This window comes from Actinospineispora spinosispora DSM 44797, assembly GCF_000429025.1.
Taxonomy (GTDB): domain Bacteria; phylum Actinomycetota; class Actinomycetes; order Mycobacteriales; family Pseudonocardiaceae; genus Pseudonocardia; species Pseudonocardia spinosispora.
Genome location: NZ_AUBB01000017.1, coordinates 333466 through 347872, shown reverse-complemented (window position 1 = coordinate 347872; position 14407 = coordinate 333466). Strand labels below are relative to the sequence as shown.

General features: G+C 69.7%; 12 protein-coding genes and 1 rRNA gene. All 13 read right to left on the bottom strand.

The genetic code is table 11. The annotated features are described in order from the left end of the window. A 16S ribosomal RNA gene (locus G406_RS0107725) occupies nucleotides 1–205 on the bottom strand; the annotation flags it as partial. Nucleotides 206–694: 489 nt separating this feature from the next. Further along, nucleotides 695–1327, bottom strand: coding sequence for a DNA-3-methyladenine glycosylase (locus G406_RS0107720; protein ID WP_037075480.1), 633 nt, complete (start codon nucleotides 1325–1327; stop codon nucleotides 695–697). After that, nucleotides 1309–2751 carry an argininosuccinate lyase gene (gene argH, locus G406_RS0107715; protein ID WP_051341771.1) on the bottom strand — a complete coding sequence of 481 codons (1443 nt, stop codon included), beginning with the start codon at nucleotides 2749–2751 and terminating at the stop codon, nucleotides 1309–1311. Before argH ends, G406_RS0107720 begins: the two co-directional genes overlap by 19 nt. Then, nucleotides 2751–4190, bottom strand: coding sequence for an argininosuccinate synthase (gene argG / locus G406_RS0107710; RefSeq protein ID WP_028933402.1), 1440 nt, complete (start codon nucleotides 4188–4190; stop codon nucleotides 2751–2753). The genes argH and argG overlap by 1 nt, the downstream gene beginning before the upstream one ends. Further along, nucleotides 4187–4702, bottom strand: a complete 516-nt coding sequence (locus G406_RS45235; protein WP_037075479.1) for an arginine repressor — start codon at nucleotides 4700–4702, stop codon at nucleotides 4187–4189. Before G406_RS45235 ends, argG begins: the two co-directional genes overlap by 4 nt. Before the next feature lie 2 nt (nucleotides 4703–4704). Further along, on the bottom strand, nucleotides 4705–5631 hold the full coding sequence (gene argF / locus G406_RS0107700) for an ornithine carbamoyltransferase (protein ID WP_028933401.1): 927 nt from the start codon (nucleotides 5629–5631) through the stop codon (nucleotides 4705–4707). Then, a complete protein-coding gene (locus G406_RS0107695; RefSeq protein ID WP_028933400.1) occupies nucleotides 5624–6808 on the bottom strand; it encodes an acetylornithine transaminase in 1185 nt (394 codons plus the stop codon). Before G406_RS0107695 ends, argF begins: the two co-directional genes overlap by 8 nt. Further along, nucleotides 6805–7698, bottom strand: a complete 894-nt coding sequence (gene argB / locus G406_RS0107690) for an acetylglutamate kinase (RefSeq protein WP_028933399.1) — start codon at nucleotides 7696–7698, stop codon at nucleotides 6805–6807. The genes G406_RS0107695 and argB overlap by 4 nt, the downstream gene beginning before the upstream one ends. After that, a complete protein-coding gene (argJ, locus tag G406_RS0107685) occupies nucleotides 7695–8855 on the bottom strand; it encodes a bifunctional glutamate N-acetyltransferase/amino-acid acetyltransferase ArgJ (RefSeq protein ID WP_028933398.1) in 1161 nt (386 codons plus the stop codon). The genes argB and argJ overlap by 4 nt, the downstream gene beginning before the upstream one ends. Next, nucleotides 8852–9871 (bottom strand): N-acetyl-gamma-glutamyl-phosphate reductase, encoded by a 1020-nt coding sequence (gene argC / locus G406_RS0107680; RefSeq protein ID WP_037075477.1) that lies wholly within the window; start codon nucleotides 9869–9871, stop codon nucleotides 8852–8854. The genes argJ and argC overlap by 4 nt, the downstream gene beginning before the upstream one ends. Nucleotides 9872–9923: 52 nt before the next feature. Then, nucleotides 9924–12398 carry a phenylalanine--tRNA ligase subunit beta gene (gene pheT, locus G406_RS0107675; protein WP_028933396.1) on the bottom strand — a complete coding sequence of 825 codons (2475 nt, stop codon included), beginning with the start codon at nucleotides 12396–12398 and terminating at the stop codon, nucleotides 9924–9926. Between the two features lie 46 nt (nucleotides 12399–12444). Beyond that, entirely contained in the window at nucleotides 12445–13512 is a 1068-nt protein-coding gene (gene pheS / locus G406_RS0107670; protein WP_028933395.1) for a phenylalanine--tRNA ligase subunit alpha, read from the bottom strand. Beyond that, nucleotides 13512–14399 (bottom strand): TrmH family RNA methyltransferase, encoded by an 888-nt coding sequence (locus tag G406_RS45230; RefSeq protein WP_051341770.1) that lies wholly within the window; start codon nucleotides 14397–14399, stop codon nucleotides 13512–13514. The genes pheS and G406_RS45230 overlap by 1 nt, the downstream gene beginning before the upstream one ends. Nucleotides 14400–14407 lie beyond the last annotated feature (8 nt).

The following is a 14407-nucleotide window of genomic DNA, read 5'->3' as shown; positions in this document are numbered from 1 at the left end:
TTTCCACCAACCCCCATGCGAGAGAAGGTCATATCCGGTATTAGACCCAGTTTCCCAGGCTTATCCCGAAGCTAAAGGCAGGTCACCCACGTGTTACTCACCCGTTCGCCGCTCGTGTACCCCCGAAAGGGCCTTACCGCTCGACTTGCATGTGTTAAGCACGCCGCCAGCGTTCGTCCTGAGCCAGGATCAAACTCTCCATAGAAACCTGTACTCAAAATTAATGCACCCCCCACAAAGGAGGAGCAACACAAACTGGCATAAACAAACCATAGACACAATCAAGTGTCTCATCTGACGCCTACAAGCGAGACGCCAAATAGTTCAGCACACTGTTGAGTTCTCAAAAGACATCCGCACACCATCACGTTCCACTTACTAGGTGGTTCGATCCGGGGCAACTCTCTCACGATACACAGTTCGAGACGCGGTAGCAACCGCACGCCCTGCAGACGATCAAGTTCGTTCCGGTCGCTCTGTGCGGTTCGCGCCCGGTGGCCGGTGTTTCTGGCTTCCGTGCGCCCCGCTTGGCGACGAGGAGAAAGTTACACACCCCGCCAACGCCGAGTCAAACCGGGGGGTCGTTCTTCCAAACGGGACATGTCTTCCCAGGTCAACGAGCTACGGACCAGGTCGGACGCACCCCGGGACCGCCCAAAACCGCCGTTTTCGCGTTTTGTGACCTGGGTCGCATTTACTTGCTTCTGGCGTGACGCAGGCCACCCGGGCGGTACTGGCTCACTGCTGGCGAGCCATCCACCCAGAACCGCCACGGGATGTCCGCCGCGGCGGCGACACCGACACGGGGACCGCTACGGAACTGCTCGGGCGGCAGAGGCGGACCCGCGAGCAACCGCACAGGAGAGTTCGGATCGGTCAGGTCCGCGCCGTTGTGTTCGCGGCCCAGGCCGAGCAACGAGGCGAGCCTTGCCGGGCCGCGAGCCAGCTCGCTCGCCCGCTTCGCGGTGGGACGTCTGCTGTGAGCCAGTCCCAGATCACTGGTCACCTCACCCGCGCGAAGGAGGACCGCGCCCGCCACCCCGTCGGTCAGACACACGACGTTGGCGCAGAAATGCATCCCGTAGACGAAGTACACGTACAGATACCCGGCCGGACCCCACATGACCGCGTTGCGCGGGGTCCGGCCGCGGTAGCAGTGCGACGCGGGGTCGTCGGCGCCTCGATACGCCTCGACCTCGACCAGCCGCACCGCCACCGGACCGTCATCGGTGTCCGACACCACCGTGCAGCCGAGCAGCCGATGAGCGGCGTCGACCGGGTCGATCGCCAGCTCCTCGCGCGCCAGAATCACCGCTTGCTGATCCATACCCGCGCGTCATCGACGACCGTCCGCAGCTCGCCGAGCTGTTCCGCCACTCGGCTCGGCGCGGTGCCCCCTCGGCCATCCCGTGAACCGATCGATCCGGCGACCGTCAACACGTCCCGAACCGCAGGAGTGAGCGCGGGAGACGCCTGGGCGAGCTCCGCATCGGTCAGTTCGTCCAGGCCCACCCCCCGGGTTTCGGCCATCCGGACACACGCCCCGGCCGCCTCGTGAGCGACCCGGAACGGCACCCCTGCGCGCACCAGCCACTCGGCTATGTCGGTGGCGAGGGTGAACCCGGCGGGAGCCAGCTCGGCCAGCCGGTCGGTGTGGAACACCAACGTCTCGACCATGCCCGCGACCGCCGGGAGCAACAGCTCCAGCTGGTCCGCGGAGTCGAACAGCGGCTCCTTGTCCTCCTGGAGGTCCCGGTTGTAGGCCAACGGCTGGGCCTTCAACGTGGCCAGCAGCCCCGAGAGGTTACCGATCAACCGACCGGATTTCCCTCGGGTGAGCTCAGCCACATCCGGGTTCTTCTTCTGCGGCATGATCGAGCTGCCGGTCGAGAACGCGTCGTCGAGTGTGACGTAGCCGAACTCGACGGTGCACCAGACGATCACCTCCTCGGCGAGTCTGGACAGATCGACACCGATCAGTGCGAGCACGAACGCGCCCTCGGCCGCGAGATCGCGGGAGGCGGTGCCGTCGATCGAGTTGGCGACCGAACCGACGAAGCCCAGCTCGGCCGCGACCGCCTCGGGATCCAGACCCAACGAGCTGCCGGCCAGCGCCCCGGAGCCGTACGGCGAGATCGCCGCACGCCGGTCCGCGTCCCGCAGGCGGTCGACGTCCCGCAGCAGCGCCTGCGCGTGCGCGGCGAGGTGGTGCGCCAGCAACACCGGCTGCGCGTGCTGCAGATGGGTCCGCCCCGGCATGGCCGCGTCCGGATGGCGCGTCGCCTGGGACAGGAGCGCATCGACCACGTCCAGCACACCACCGGCGACCCGTCGGGCCGTGTCCCGCCACCACAGTCGCAGCAGCGTCGCGATCTGGTCGTTGCGCGACCGGCCGGCGCGCAGCTTCCCACCGAGCTCCGGCCCGGCCCGGTCGATCAACCCGCGCTCCAACGCCGAGTGCACGTCCTCGTCGGATTCGGCCGGCGCGAACGCCCCGGACAGCACGTCGGCCTCCAGACCGTCCAGCGCGGCGATCATGCCGGTCAACTCGTCGTCTGAGAGCAAACCCGCCCGGTGCAGTACCCGGGCGTGCGCCCGGGATCCGGTGATGTCGTATCGAGCCAGCCGCCAGTCGAAATGCGTCGACTTGGACAGCGCGGCCAACGCCTCCGAAGGGCCGCCGCTGAACCGGCCTCCCCACAACGCGGAGCCTGTGTTGATGCTCGTTTCGGCAAGCCTTCTCTCGACCATCAGTCGGTGCCCGATTCCAACGCGGCATCGTCGAGGAAACTGTGATCGTCAGCGCGGAGGGCGCTGTTGCCCTGGGCCGCCGCGATCTGGTCGAACCCGCCCGCCGGCAGCTCACCGAAGAGCGTGCCGTTCTCCAGGCGTACCGTCCCCTGCTCGTGCGGCTGTCCGGCATAGGACTCCAGCTTGGCGCGGGAGTCGGCGATGTCCAGGTTCCGCATGGTGAGCTGACCGATCCGGTCCGTCGGCCCGAACGCGGGGTTCTCGACCCGCTCCATGGACAGCCGCTCCGGGTGGTACGAGAAGCCCGGCCCCTGGGTGTCGAGGATCGAGTAGTCATCACCCCGGCGCAGCCGCAACGTCACGGAGCCGGTCACCAGCGAGGCGATCCACCGCTGGATCGACTCGCGCACCATCAACGCCTGCGGGTCGAGCCAACGGCCTTCGTACAGCAGCCGGCCCAGCTTGCGCCCTTCGTTGTGATAGTTGGCGACGGTGTCCTCGTTGTGAATCGCGTTGAGCAGCCGCTCGTAGGCGGCGAAGAGCAACGCCATCCCGGGGGCCTCGTAGATGCCGCGCGACTTGGCCTCGATGATCCGGTTCTCGATCTGGTCCGACATGCCCAGTCCGTGACGCCCGCCGATCGCGTTCGCCTCCAGCACCAGGTCGACCTGAGAGGCGAACTGCTTACCGTTGATCGCCACCGGGTAGCCGGCCTCGAAGGTGATCGTGACGTCCTCGGTCTCGATCTCCACCGAGGGGTCCCAGAACTTCACCCCCATGATCGGCTCGACGGTCTCCAGCGACACGTCCAGGTGCTCGAGCGTCTTGGCCTCGTGGGTCGCGCCCCAGATGTTGGCGTCGGTCGAGTAGGCCTTCTCCGCCGGGTCCCGGTACGGCAGCCCGTGTGCGGTGAGCCAGCGGCTCATCTCGTCACGACCGCCCAGCTCCGCGACGAAGTCGGCGTCCAGCCACGGCTTGTAGACCCGCAGCTCCGGATTGGCCAGCAGGCCGTAGCGGTAGAACCGCTCGATGTCGTTGCCCTTGAACGTCGACCCGTCGCCCCAGATGTTGACCTCGTCGGCCTGCATCGCCCGGACCAGCAGCGTGCCCGTGACGGCGCGGCCCAGTGGCGTGGTGTTGAAGTACACGCGACCGCCGGACCTGATGTGGAACGCACCGCAGGCCAGCGCGGCCAAACCCTCTTCGACCAGCTGCGGCTTGATGTCCACCGCGCGGGCGAGCTCGGCACCGTATTCCATCGCCCGGGCGGGCACACCGTCGATGTCCAGCTCGTCGTACTGCCCGAGATCGGCGGTATAGGTGCAGGGGAACCCGCCCTTGTCTCGCATCCAGGCGACCGCGACAGAGGTATCGAGGCCACCGGAGAAGGCGATGCCGATGCGCTCGCCCCGGGGAAGAGAGCTCAGGACCTTGCTCACGAGAAAGATGCTCCTTCGTCAGTATTCGCGCGGGAGCGTGAGTCGCCCAGTGCGGCGATCCGCCCCGCCAGTTCAGCTCCGGTGAGCGGCTCTCGGGCCACCACCAGGATCGTGTCGTCACCGGCGATGGTGCCCACCACGTCGTGCAACGCGGCTCTATCCAACGCGCTCGCCAGGAACTGCGCGGCGCCGGGTGGGGTCCGCAACACCGCGAGGTTGCCACTGGCATCGGTCGAGACCAGCAGCTCCCCCAGCAACCTGGCCAGCCTCGACGTGCCACCACCCGACGAGCGCATCGGGTGCCCGTCCTCCGGCAGCACGTACACCGGGGCCCCGCCGTCCGGGCCCCGGAGCTTGACCGCACCCAGCTCGTCCAGGTCCCTGGACAGGGTGGCCTGGGTGACGTCCACCCCTTCCGAGGCCAGCAGCGTGGCCAGCTCGGCCTGGCTACGCACCGCGCGCTGGATGATCAGCTCGACGATCCGCGCCTGCCGGGCGACCCGGGTCGGCATGCTCATCCGGACTGCTCCAACAACCACTGCAGCAGGGCCTTCTGCGCGTGCAGCCGGTTCTCCGCCTCGTCCCACACTCCGCTCGCCGGGCCGTCGATCACCTCGTCGGTGATCTCGTCGCCTCGGTGCGCCGGCAGGCAGTGCAGCACCGTCGCCCCCGGGTTGGCGTGCGCGAGCAGCTCGGTGTTGACCTGGAACGGAAGGAACGGGGCCCTGCGATCCTGCCCGTCCGCCTCCTGGCCCATGGACACCCAGGTGTCGGTGACTACCACGTCCGCGCCGGTCACGGCGGCGACCGGATCCCCGGTCACCGTCACGCTGCCGTCGGTCTCGATCGCGCGTGCCTTGGCGTCCCGCACGACCTCGGCATCCGGGACGAAGCCGTCCGGCGCCGCGATCCGGACGTGCAGACCCGCGGTGACCCCGCCCAGCAGCAGCGAGTGCGCCATGTTGTTCGCGCCGTCACCGAGATAGACCAGGGTGAGCCCGGCCAGACGGCCGTGACGTTCCCGGATGGTCTGCAGGTCGGCGAGTACCTGGCAGGGGTGGAACTCGTCGGTCAGCGCGTTGATCACCGGGACCGAGCTCGCGGCGGCCATCCGTTCGATGCGCTGCTGACCGGCGGTGCGCCACACGACGGCATCGACGAACCGGGACAGCACGCGGGCGGTGTCCTCGATGGTCTCGCCCCGGCCCAGCTGGCTGCTACCGGCGTCGATGATCAACGGGTGTCCGCCGAGCTGCGCGATTCCCGTCTCGAAGGACACCCTGGTCCTGGTCGAGCTCTTGTCGAAGATCACCGCGACCGGGCGCGGTCCAGCCAACGGCCGGTACGCGTAGCGGTCGCGTTTCATCTCGTCGGCCAGATCCAGGACGGCGAGCTGCTCGGCCTGGGTGAGGTCGTCGTCGCGCAGGAGGTGCCTAGGCATGCTTCGCCGCCTCGTCCAGGATGCCCGGCAGTGCGGTGAGGAACTCCCCCGCCTGCTCCGAGCTCAGGATCAGCGGGGGCGCGAGCCGCACTCGGTCCGGTACCGCGTTGTTCACCAGGAATCCGGCGTCCCGGGCGGCCGCCGCGACCGCGGCCGACGCGGGCGACGTGAGACCGATACCGATCAGCAGGCCTGCCTGGCTGGTCCGGCCGACCAGCGGATGGCCCAGCTCCTCGACGCCCGCCGCGATCTCCTTGCCCAGCCGGTCGACGTGCGCGAGCAGGCCTTCCGACTCGATCGTGCGCAGCACGGCGAGCGCGGCGGCACAGGACACCGGGTTCCCACCGAACGTGGTCCCGTGGTGACCGGGCTGCAGCAGGTCGGCCGCGTCGCCGATGGCGATGCACGCACCGATCGGCAAACCGCCGGCCAAGCCCTTGGCCAGGGTGATGACGTCCGGAGTCACGCCGACCGCCTGGTGGGCGAACCAGTACCCGGTCCGCCCGATCCCGGTCTGGACCTCGTCGAGCACCAGCAGCGCGCCGTGCTCGCTGGTGATCTCCCTGGCGGCCTGGAGGTAGCCCTCCGGCGGGATGATCACACCGGCCTCACCCAGGATGGGCTCCAGGACGACAGCCGCGGTCTCGCCGTCCACCGCCGCCCGCAACGCCTCGACGTCGCCGAACGGCACGTGCGTGACATCACCGGGCAGGGGCTCGAACGGGGTGCGCTTGGGCGGCTGGCCGGTCAGGGCCAGCGCGCCCATGGTCCGTCCGTGGAACGCGTTCTGAGCGGCGACGAGCTTGCGGCGCCCGGTCAGCCGGGAGATCTTGAACGCGGCTTCGAGTGCCTCGGCGCCGGAGTTGCAGAACAGCGCCCGCGCCCCCTGAGGAGCGACTCCCAGCAGTCCGATCAGGCGTTCGGCGAGCTCGATGGACGGCTCGGCCAGGTACAGGTTCGACACATGGCCGAGGGTGGACACCTGTGTGGTGACGGCCTCGACGATCGCCGGGTGCGCGTGGCCGAGGGAGTTCACCGCGATGCCGGCGAGCAGGTCCAGGTAGCGACGGCCGTCGCTGTCCCACACCTGCGCGCCGTCGCCGCGCACGAGCGCCAGCGGCGGCGTGCCGTAGTTGTTCATCATCACGGACTGCCACCGTGCGGTCAGGTCGCTCATGACGGGACCACCATCGTTCCCACTCCTTCGCTGGTGAAGACTTCCAGCAGCACCGAATGCGCCAGCCGACCGTCGATTACGTGTGCCTGTGCGACGCCACCACGCACCGCGCGCAGACAGGCTTCCATCTTGGGTGCCATGCCGGTGTTGATCGTCGGCAGCATGGGCTCGAGCTCGTCGGCGGTCAGCGCGCTGATCAGCGAGTCCGGGTCCGGATAGTTCGCGTACAGACCCTCGACGTCGGTCAGCACGACGAGCTTCGCGGCGCCGAGCGCCTCGGCAAGCGCGGCCGCCGCGCTGTCCGCGTTGATGTTGTAGACGGTCCCGTCGAGGTCCGGCGCGACACCGGCGACGACCGGGATCCGGCCGGCCGCGACGATGTCCAGCACCGCGTCCGGGCTCACCGCCACGACGTCACCGACCAGGCCGATGTCCACCGCCTCGCCGTTGACCAGCGCGGTGCGTCGTTCCGCCGTGAACAGTCCGGCGTCCTCACCGGACATGCCGACCGCGTACGGGCCGTGCTTGTTGATCAGGCCGACGAGCTCCCTGCCGACCTGGCCGACCAGCACCATCCGGACCACGTCGATGGTCTCCGGGGTCGTCACCCGCAGGCCGCCCCGGAACTCGGCGGGCAGGTTGAGCCGGTTGAGCATGGCGGTGATCTGCGGACCGCCACCGTGCACCACGACCGGATGGATGCCGGCGAGCCGCAGGAACACCATGTCCTGTGCGAACGCCTTCTTCAGCTCGTCGTCGATCATGGCGTTACCGCCGTACTTGACGACCACGATCTTGCCGTGGAAGTTCTGCAGCCAGGGCAGCGCCTCGGCGAGCACGCCGGCCTTCTCCCCGGCCCGGTTGAGGCGCTCCCGCGCGGGGCTGCTCATGACGAGTACGCGCTGTTCTCGTCGACGTAGGCGTGCGACAGGTCGGTCGTGCGCACCGACGCTCCAGCCGAACCGACGTGCAGGTCGATCCCGACCTCGATGTCCATTCCGGCCAGGTCGGCCGCGGTGCGGTCGCCCACCGCCTCACCCTTGTGGCACAGCGTCACGCCGTTGATGACGATCTCCAATCCGTGTGGGTCGATGTCCGCGTCCGCGTTCCCCACCGCCACCGCGATCCGGCCCCAGTTCGGGTCCGAGCCGAAGAAGGCGGTCTTCACCAGGCTGTCGCGCGCCACTGAGCGGGCCACGGCGAGCGCGTCCGTCTCGGTGCTCGCTCCGGTCACCCGGATCGTCACGTGCTTCGTGGCGCCTTCCGCGTCGCTCTGCAGCTGGTCGACGAGCTGAGTACAGGCCTCGGTCAACGCATCGGTCAGCTCAGCGCGGGTCGCGGCCACCCCGGACGCACCGGACGCGAGCACCAGCACCGTGTCGTTCGTGGACGTCGATCCGTCGATGTCGAGGCGCTCGAACGTGAGGCTCACCGCGGCGCGCAACGCCGCGTCCAGGTCGTCGCGGTCGGCCACGGCATCGGTCGTCAGCACCGCGAGCATCGTCGCCATCGCGGGCGCGACCATCCCGGCGCCCTTGGCGAAGCCGCCGACCCGCCAGCCGGCGGAATCCAGGTAGTCGACCTGTTTGGCGTGAGTGTCCGTGGTGAGGACCGCCCCGGCCGCCGACGATCCTGCCTCGTCGGAACCGGCCAGCGCCTCCGCCGCCGCGGCGATGCCGTCGAGCACCTTGTCCCGGGGAAGCTGCGTGCCGATCAGCCCCGTCGAACAGACCGCTACCTCGGCGGCACCACAGCCGAGCGCCTCGGCGACCCGTTCGGCCTCGGCGTGTGTCGTCTGGAATCCCTGAGGGCCGGTGCAGGCGTTCGCGCCGCCGGAGTTCAGCACCACGGCACGCAACCGTCCGGCGGTCAGCACCTGCCGCGACCACAGGACCGGTGCGGCCTGGATCTTGTTCCTGGTGAAGACACCCGCTGCCTCGTGGTTCGGCCCGTCGTTCACCACCAGTGCGAGATCGAGCGCGCCGGAGCTCTTGATACCGGCGGCGACCCCGGCGGCACGGAAACCGAGCGGGCCGGTCACCGTCACGGGGCGACCCCGGTCAGCGGGAGCCCGCTGGTCTCGGGCAGGCCCAGCGCCAGGTTCATGCTCTGGACGGCCGCACCCGCGGTGCCCTTGGTCAGGTTGTCGATCGCCGCGACCACGACCAACCTCCCGGCGTCCGGGTCGACCGTCACCTGCAGCACGGCGGTGTTCGCCCCGAGTGTCATCGACGTGCTCGGCCAGGTGCCCTCGGGCAGGACGTGCACGAACGGCTCGGCGTCGTAGGCCTTGTGGTAGGCGGCCAGCACCTCGGCCGAGTCGGCGGAGGTGACCGCGCTGCAGGTGGCGAGGATGCCGCGGGGCATCGGCGCGAGGATCGGGGTGAAGCTGACCGTCACCGGCTGTCCGGCGGCCGCCGACAGGTTCTGCACGAACTCCGGGGTGTGCCGGTGTGTACCACCGACGCCGTATGCGCTGACCGAGCCCATCACCTCCGAGCCAAGTAGGTTCGGCTTGAGTGACTTGCCCGCGCCGGAGGTGCCGGTGACCGCGGTGATCACGACGTCGGGCTCGATGAGTCCCGCCACCAGCGCCGGCGCGAGCGCCAGGCTGCCGACCGTCGGATAGCACCCCGGCACCGCGACCCGCTTGACGCCGACCAGCTTGTCCCGCTGGCCGGGCAGCTCCGGCAGACCGTACGGCCAGTTCCCCGCATGGTCGCCGCCGTACCACCGCTGCCATGCCGAGGCATCGGAGAGACGGTGGTCGGCGCCGCAGTCGATCACCAGGGTGTCCGGGCCGAGCTGAGCGGCCAGCGCGGCCGAGTGACCGTGTGGCAGCGCGAGGAAGACGACGTCGTGACCGACGAGATTCTCGGGCGTGCTCTCGGCGAGCACACGGTCCGCCAGCGGCAGCAGATGCGGCTGGTGCGCGCCGAGACGGCTACCGGCGTTGCCGCCCGCCGTCAGCGCGCCGATCTCCACATCGGGGTGAGCGAGCAACAGCCGGAGCAGCTCGCCTCCCGCGTACCCACTTGCACCCGCAACCGCGATCCGAACCATACGAATGACTATGCATGAGAATGCAGAATCATGCAAGCGCGTGGCGCCGCGTTCACCCGCGAACGACGGCTCCGCACCGTTCCGTGGCCATCGCTACCGCCGAGTCGCGCGCGGCGGTCGCCTCCTCCATCGTCAAGGTCCGGTCCGGAGCGCGCAGCCGCATCTTGAACGCGAGCGAACGCTTGCCCTCGCCCACCTGGTCGCCGGTGTACAGGTCGAACTGACGCAGGTGTTCGAGCAGGTCACCGGCACCCTCGCGCAGCGCGTCGGCCACCGAGGCGGCCGGCTGGTCGTCCTGCACGACCAGTGCGACGTCCAGCAGCACCGGCGGGAACGGAGAGATCACCGGAGCCGGTCGCAGATCGGTCAGCGGCAGCACGTCGAGCGCGAGCTCCATCGCACAGGTGCGCTTCGGCAACCCGAGTGCCTCGACGACCTTGGGATGCAGTTCACCCGCATAACCGACGACCCACTTGCCGACCCACAGCGACGCGCAGCGCCCGGGATGCCACGGCGCCAGCGTCGCCGAAGTGACCCGCAGCTCGACACCCGAGGCCTCCGCGACGAGATGCGCGGCCTCGACCGCGTCCGCCCAGCTCGCCGCGCGTCCGTCACCCCACCACCCGGCGCGCTCCCGCTGCCCGGCGAGCACCGCGGCCACATGCACCGGCTGCTCGGGAAGCGCGTCCAGCAGCGCCTCGATCTGCTCGTCGGAGGGACGACGGTCCACCGGGACGTCCGGGACCGACGACTGCTCCTGCTTGGGCAGCACCACCTGGCCGATGTGGAACAGCGCGACATCGGTCATGCCCCGCGCCACGTTGCGGATCGCCGCGTCGAACAGGCCCGGAAGCAGTGTGCTCGCCATCTCGGGCCGGTCGGCGTCGATCGGGTTGAGCAGGCGCAGAGTACGGCGTCGGACGTCATCCTCGGCGCAGCCGAACTGGTCGAACACCGCACCCGAGATGAACGGGAACGGCAGCACCTCGGTGTAGCCGGCCTCGGCCAGCGTGCGGGACACGGACCGTCGACGCCGCTGGGCCGTCGTCAGCCCACGACCGGCAGCGGCGGCCGGGAGCACCGAGGGAATGGAGTCGAGGCCTTCGAGCCTGAGCACTTCTTCGACCAGATCCGACGGCGCGCGCAGGTCGGGTCGCCAGGTGGGAGGGACCGCGACGATCTCGGCGTTGCCCGTGTCCGAGCGCAGTTCGACGGCGCACCCGATCTGACCGAGCCGGCGTGCGCTCACGCCGCGCTCGTAGCGGATACCGGCGACCCGGTCGGGCATCTCGAGCGGCATGGCCACCGCTTCGAGAGCGGGCGGGTCACCGACATCGGTCCGTCCCTCGCCGATCGAACCGCCGCCGTACTGCACCAGCAGCGACGCGGCACGCTCGGCCGCGAACGGTCCGAGGTCGGTGTCCACCGCGCGTTCGAACCGGCGCGACGCCTCGCTGGGCAGCTTGTGCCTGCGCGCGGCGCGCGCGATCACGGCCGGCTCGAAGTTCGCCGACTCCAGCAGGACGTCATGGGTGTGCTCGGAGATCTCGGTGGTCGCGCCACCCATCACCCCGGCGAGGCCGATCGGTCCGCTGCTGTCGGTGATGAGCAGGTCGTCCTGGTCGAGCGCGCGAACCGAGCCGTCCAGCGTGGTGAGCTTCTCCCCTGCACTCGCCCGGCGAACCACGATCGGCCCGCGAAGAGCCGTCGCGTCGTAGGCGTGCAGCGGCTGGCCCAGCTCCATCATCACGTAGTTCGTCACGTCGACCGCGAGTGAGATCGGGCGGACGCCCAGTGCGATCAGCCGACGCCGCATCCACCACGGGCTCGGGGCGCTCGGGTCAACGCCGGTCACCCTGCGGGCGACGAAACGCCGGCAGGCGACCTCGTCGTCGATGCGGACCGGCCACGCCTCGCCGTCGACCTCGGGCAGCCCGACGTGGGCGGGGTCGCCGAAGTGAGTGTCCAACGAGCACGCCAGCTCCCGCGCCAGACCCCGTACCGAGAAGCAGTAACCACGGTCCGGCGTGACAGCCAGCTCGATCACCGGGTCACCGAGGCCCAGCACCGGAGCGGCGTCGTCGCCCGGCTCACCGGTTCCCGGCGGCAGCACCAGGATTCCGGCGTGGTCGCTGCCAAGGCCCAGCTCGAGCACCGAGCAGATCATGCCGTCGGACACGTGTCCGTACGTCTTGCGCGCGGTGATCGTGAAGTCACCCGGCAGCACGGTGCCCGGCAGGGCGACGGCGACGAGATCGCCGACCTCGAAGTTCGTCGCGCCGCAGATGATACCGCGCGGCGCGATCTCCCCCACCTCGACCTGGCAGTACCGGATCGGCTTCTTCAGGCCGGTCAGTTCCTCGATCTCCTGGACCCGCCCGATCCGCAGCGGCCCGGTGATCGAGGGCGGTGAGTGAATCTCCTCGACCTCGAGGCCGACCCGGACGAACGCGTCAGCGATCTCCTCGGCGGTGATGCCGTCGGGCAGCTCGACCAGGTCGGCCAGCCACGACACGGAAACACGCACGTGCACGCTCCTCGCAAGTTCCGGAGTGAATCAAGTGTTCAAGTCGTCAGTGTTCGATACCGAAGGCGCTGGTGAACCGCACGTCGCCCTCGGTCATGTCCCGCATGTCCGGCAGGCCGTTGCGGAACTGCAGGGTGCGTTCCAGGCCCATGCCGAACGCGAAACCGCTGTGGCGCTCGGTGTCGACGCCGCAGGCGCGCAGGACGTTCGGGTTGACCATCCCGCAGCCGCCCCATTCGACCCAGCCCGCGCCGCCCTTCTTCTCCGGGAACCACACGTCCACCTCGGCGGACGGCTCGGTGAACGGGAAGTAGGACGGGCGCAACCGGGTGCTGGACTCCTGCCCGAACATCGCGCGGGCGAACGCGTCCAGGGTGCCCTTCAGGTGCGCCATGGTGATGCCCTCGTCGACCGCCAGTCCCTCGACCTGGTGGAACACCGGCGTGTGGGTGGAGTCGAGCTCGTCGGTACGGAACGTCCGACCCGGGCAGACGACGTAGACCGGAGGTTCACGCTCCAGCAACGCCCGGACCTGCACCGGGGAGGTGTGCGTCCGCAGCACGAGGTCCGCGCCGTCCGGAGCGACGTAGAACGTGTCCTGCATCGCGCGGGCCGGATGGTCCTTGCCGAAGTTCAACGCGTCGAAGTTGAACCAGCCGGTCTCCACCTCGGGGCCCTCGGCCAGCTCCCACCCCATGGCGAGGAACACGTCGGTGATGCGCTCGGAGATCTGGGTGATCGGGTGCCTGGCGCCGCGCGGGAGGCGGTCCCACGGCAGCGTGACGTCGACCGCTTCCTCGGCGAGCATGCGCTCGTCCCGCTCGGCGACCAGCTCGGCACGGCGCGCGTCGAACGCGGCCTGCACCGACTGACGGGCCTCGTTGACGCGCTTGCCGGCGTCGGCCTTGGCCTGCGGCGGCAGCGCCCCGATCTCGCGCCGGGCCACCAGCACCGGAGACCGGTCCCCCAGGTGCGCGGACTTTGCCGTGGCCAGCTCAGCGAGGTCGGTCGAGGAGGCGAACGCCTTCTCGGCCTCGTCGACGGCGCTCTGCAAGGCCTCCGGCTGTAGCGCGGCGACTTGCTTGGGGTCGAAGTTGTCGTTCACACCAGACATCAGGACGCAGTGGACTCTCTCTGGTTGCGGTCAGCTGCACAGAGACTAGCGGTCCGCTGTGCCCTGGCCGTTGCATATACGCAGATGGCGGCCGCCGTGGCGAGATTGAGGCTCTCCGCGCGACCGTAGATCGGCACCCGCACCCGGACGTCCGCGGCCGCCACGAGCTCGGGGGGCAAGCCATGTGCCTCGCTGCCGAAGATCCACGCGCACCGGCCGGCCACCGTGGCGTCGGTCTGGGGATCGTGCAGGTCCATCTCCCCCGCCGCCGTCGTCGCCAGCAGCCGCAGACCGGCATCCCGGCAGGCCTCCAGCACCGTGTCGACGTCACGCTCGCGGGCGATGGGGAGGTGGAACACGCTGCCCACCGAACCTCGGACGCATTTGCCGTTGTGCGGATCAACACAGTCACCGGCGAGGATCACCGCGTCGGCACCCGCCGCGTCGGCGATCCGGATCACCGTGCCGGCGTTGCCCGGATCGGCGGCGTCGACGAGGACGACGACCTGTCGTGGCCGGCCGGCCAACGCCTCGCCGAGCGGAACGTCGACGAGCGCGCAGACGGCGACCAGGCCTTGTGGGGTGACCGTCTCGGACAGTCCCGAGGCCGCTCGCTCGGTGATGAACGAGATCGGTACGCCCAGCGCGGAGGCGTTCGCGAGCAAGCGCGGGTGCCGAGCCGCCGCCACCTCGGTGGCGAACAGCTCGTACACCCGCGCTCGACCAGCTCGGTCCGCGTCGGCGGCGGCCGCCAACGCGGCCTCGACCGCCTGCGCGCCCTCGGCGAGGAAACGCCCGGCCCGTTCACGCCCCGCGCGTCGCGCCAGCTTGCGCGCCGCCACCACCCTCGGCGTGCGCTCGGTACAGATCACGCTGTCGTCGGCCATGGGTGGTT

Coding starts and splice junctions, on each gene's coding strand:
- G406_RS0107720 (WP_037075480.1), bottom strand. CDS start 1,327: ATGGATCAGCAAGCGGTGATTCTGGCGCGCGAGGAGCTGGCGATCGAC.
- argH (WP_051341771.1), bottom strand. CDS start 2,751: ATGGTCGAGAGAAGGCTTGCCGAAACGAGCATCAACACAGGCTCCGCG.
- G406_RS45235 (WP_037075479.1), bottom strand. CDS start 4,702: ATGCCGACCCGGGTCGCCCGGCAGGCGCGGATCGTCGAGCTGATCATC.
- argF (WP_028933401.1), bottom strand. CDS start 5,631: ATGCCTAGGCACCTCCTGCGCGACGACGACCTCACCCAGGCCGAGCAG.
- G406_RS0107695 (WP_028933400.1), bottom strand. CDS start 6,808: ATGAGCGACCTGACCGCACGGTGGCAGTCCGTGATGATGAACAACTAC.
- argB (WP_028933399.1), bottom strand. CDS start 7,698: ATGAGCAGCCCCGCGCGGGAGCGCCTCAACCGGGCCGGGGAGAAGGCC.
- argC (WP_037075477.1), bottom strand. CDS start 9,871: ATGGTTCGGATCGCGGTTGCGGGTGCAAGTGGGTACGCGGGAGGCGAG.
- pheS (WP_028933395.1), bottom strand. CDS start 13,512: ATGTCTGGTGTGAACGACAACTTCGACCCCAAGCAAGTCGCCGCGCTA.
- G406_RS45230 (WP_051341770.1), bottom strand. CDS start 14,399: ATGGCCGACGACAGCGTGATCTGTACCGAGCGCACGCCGAGGGTGGTG.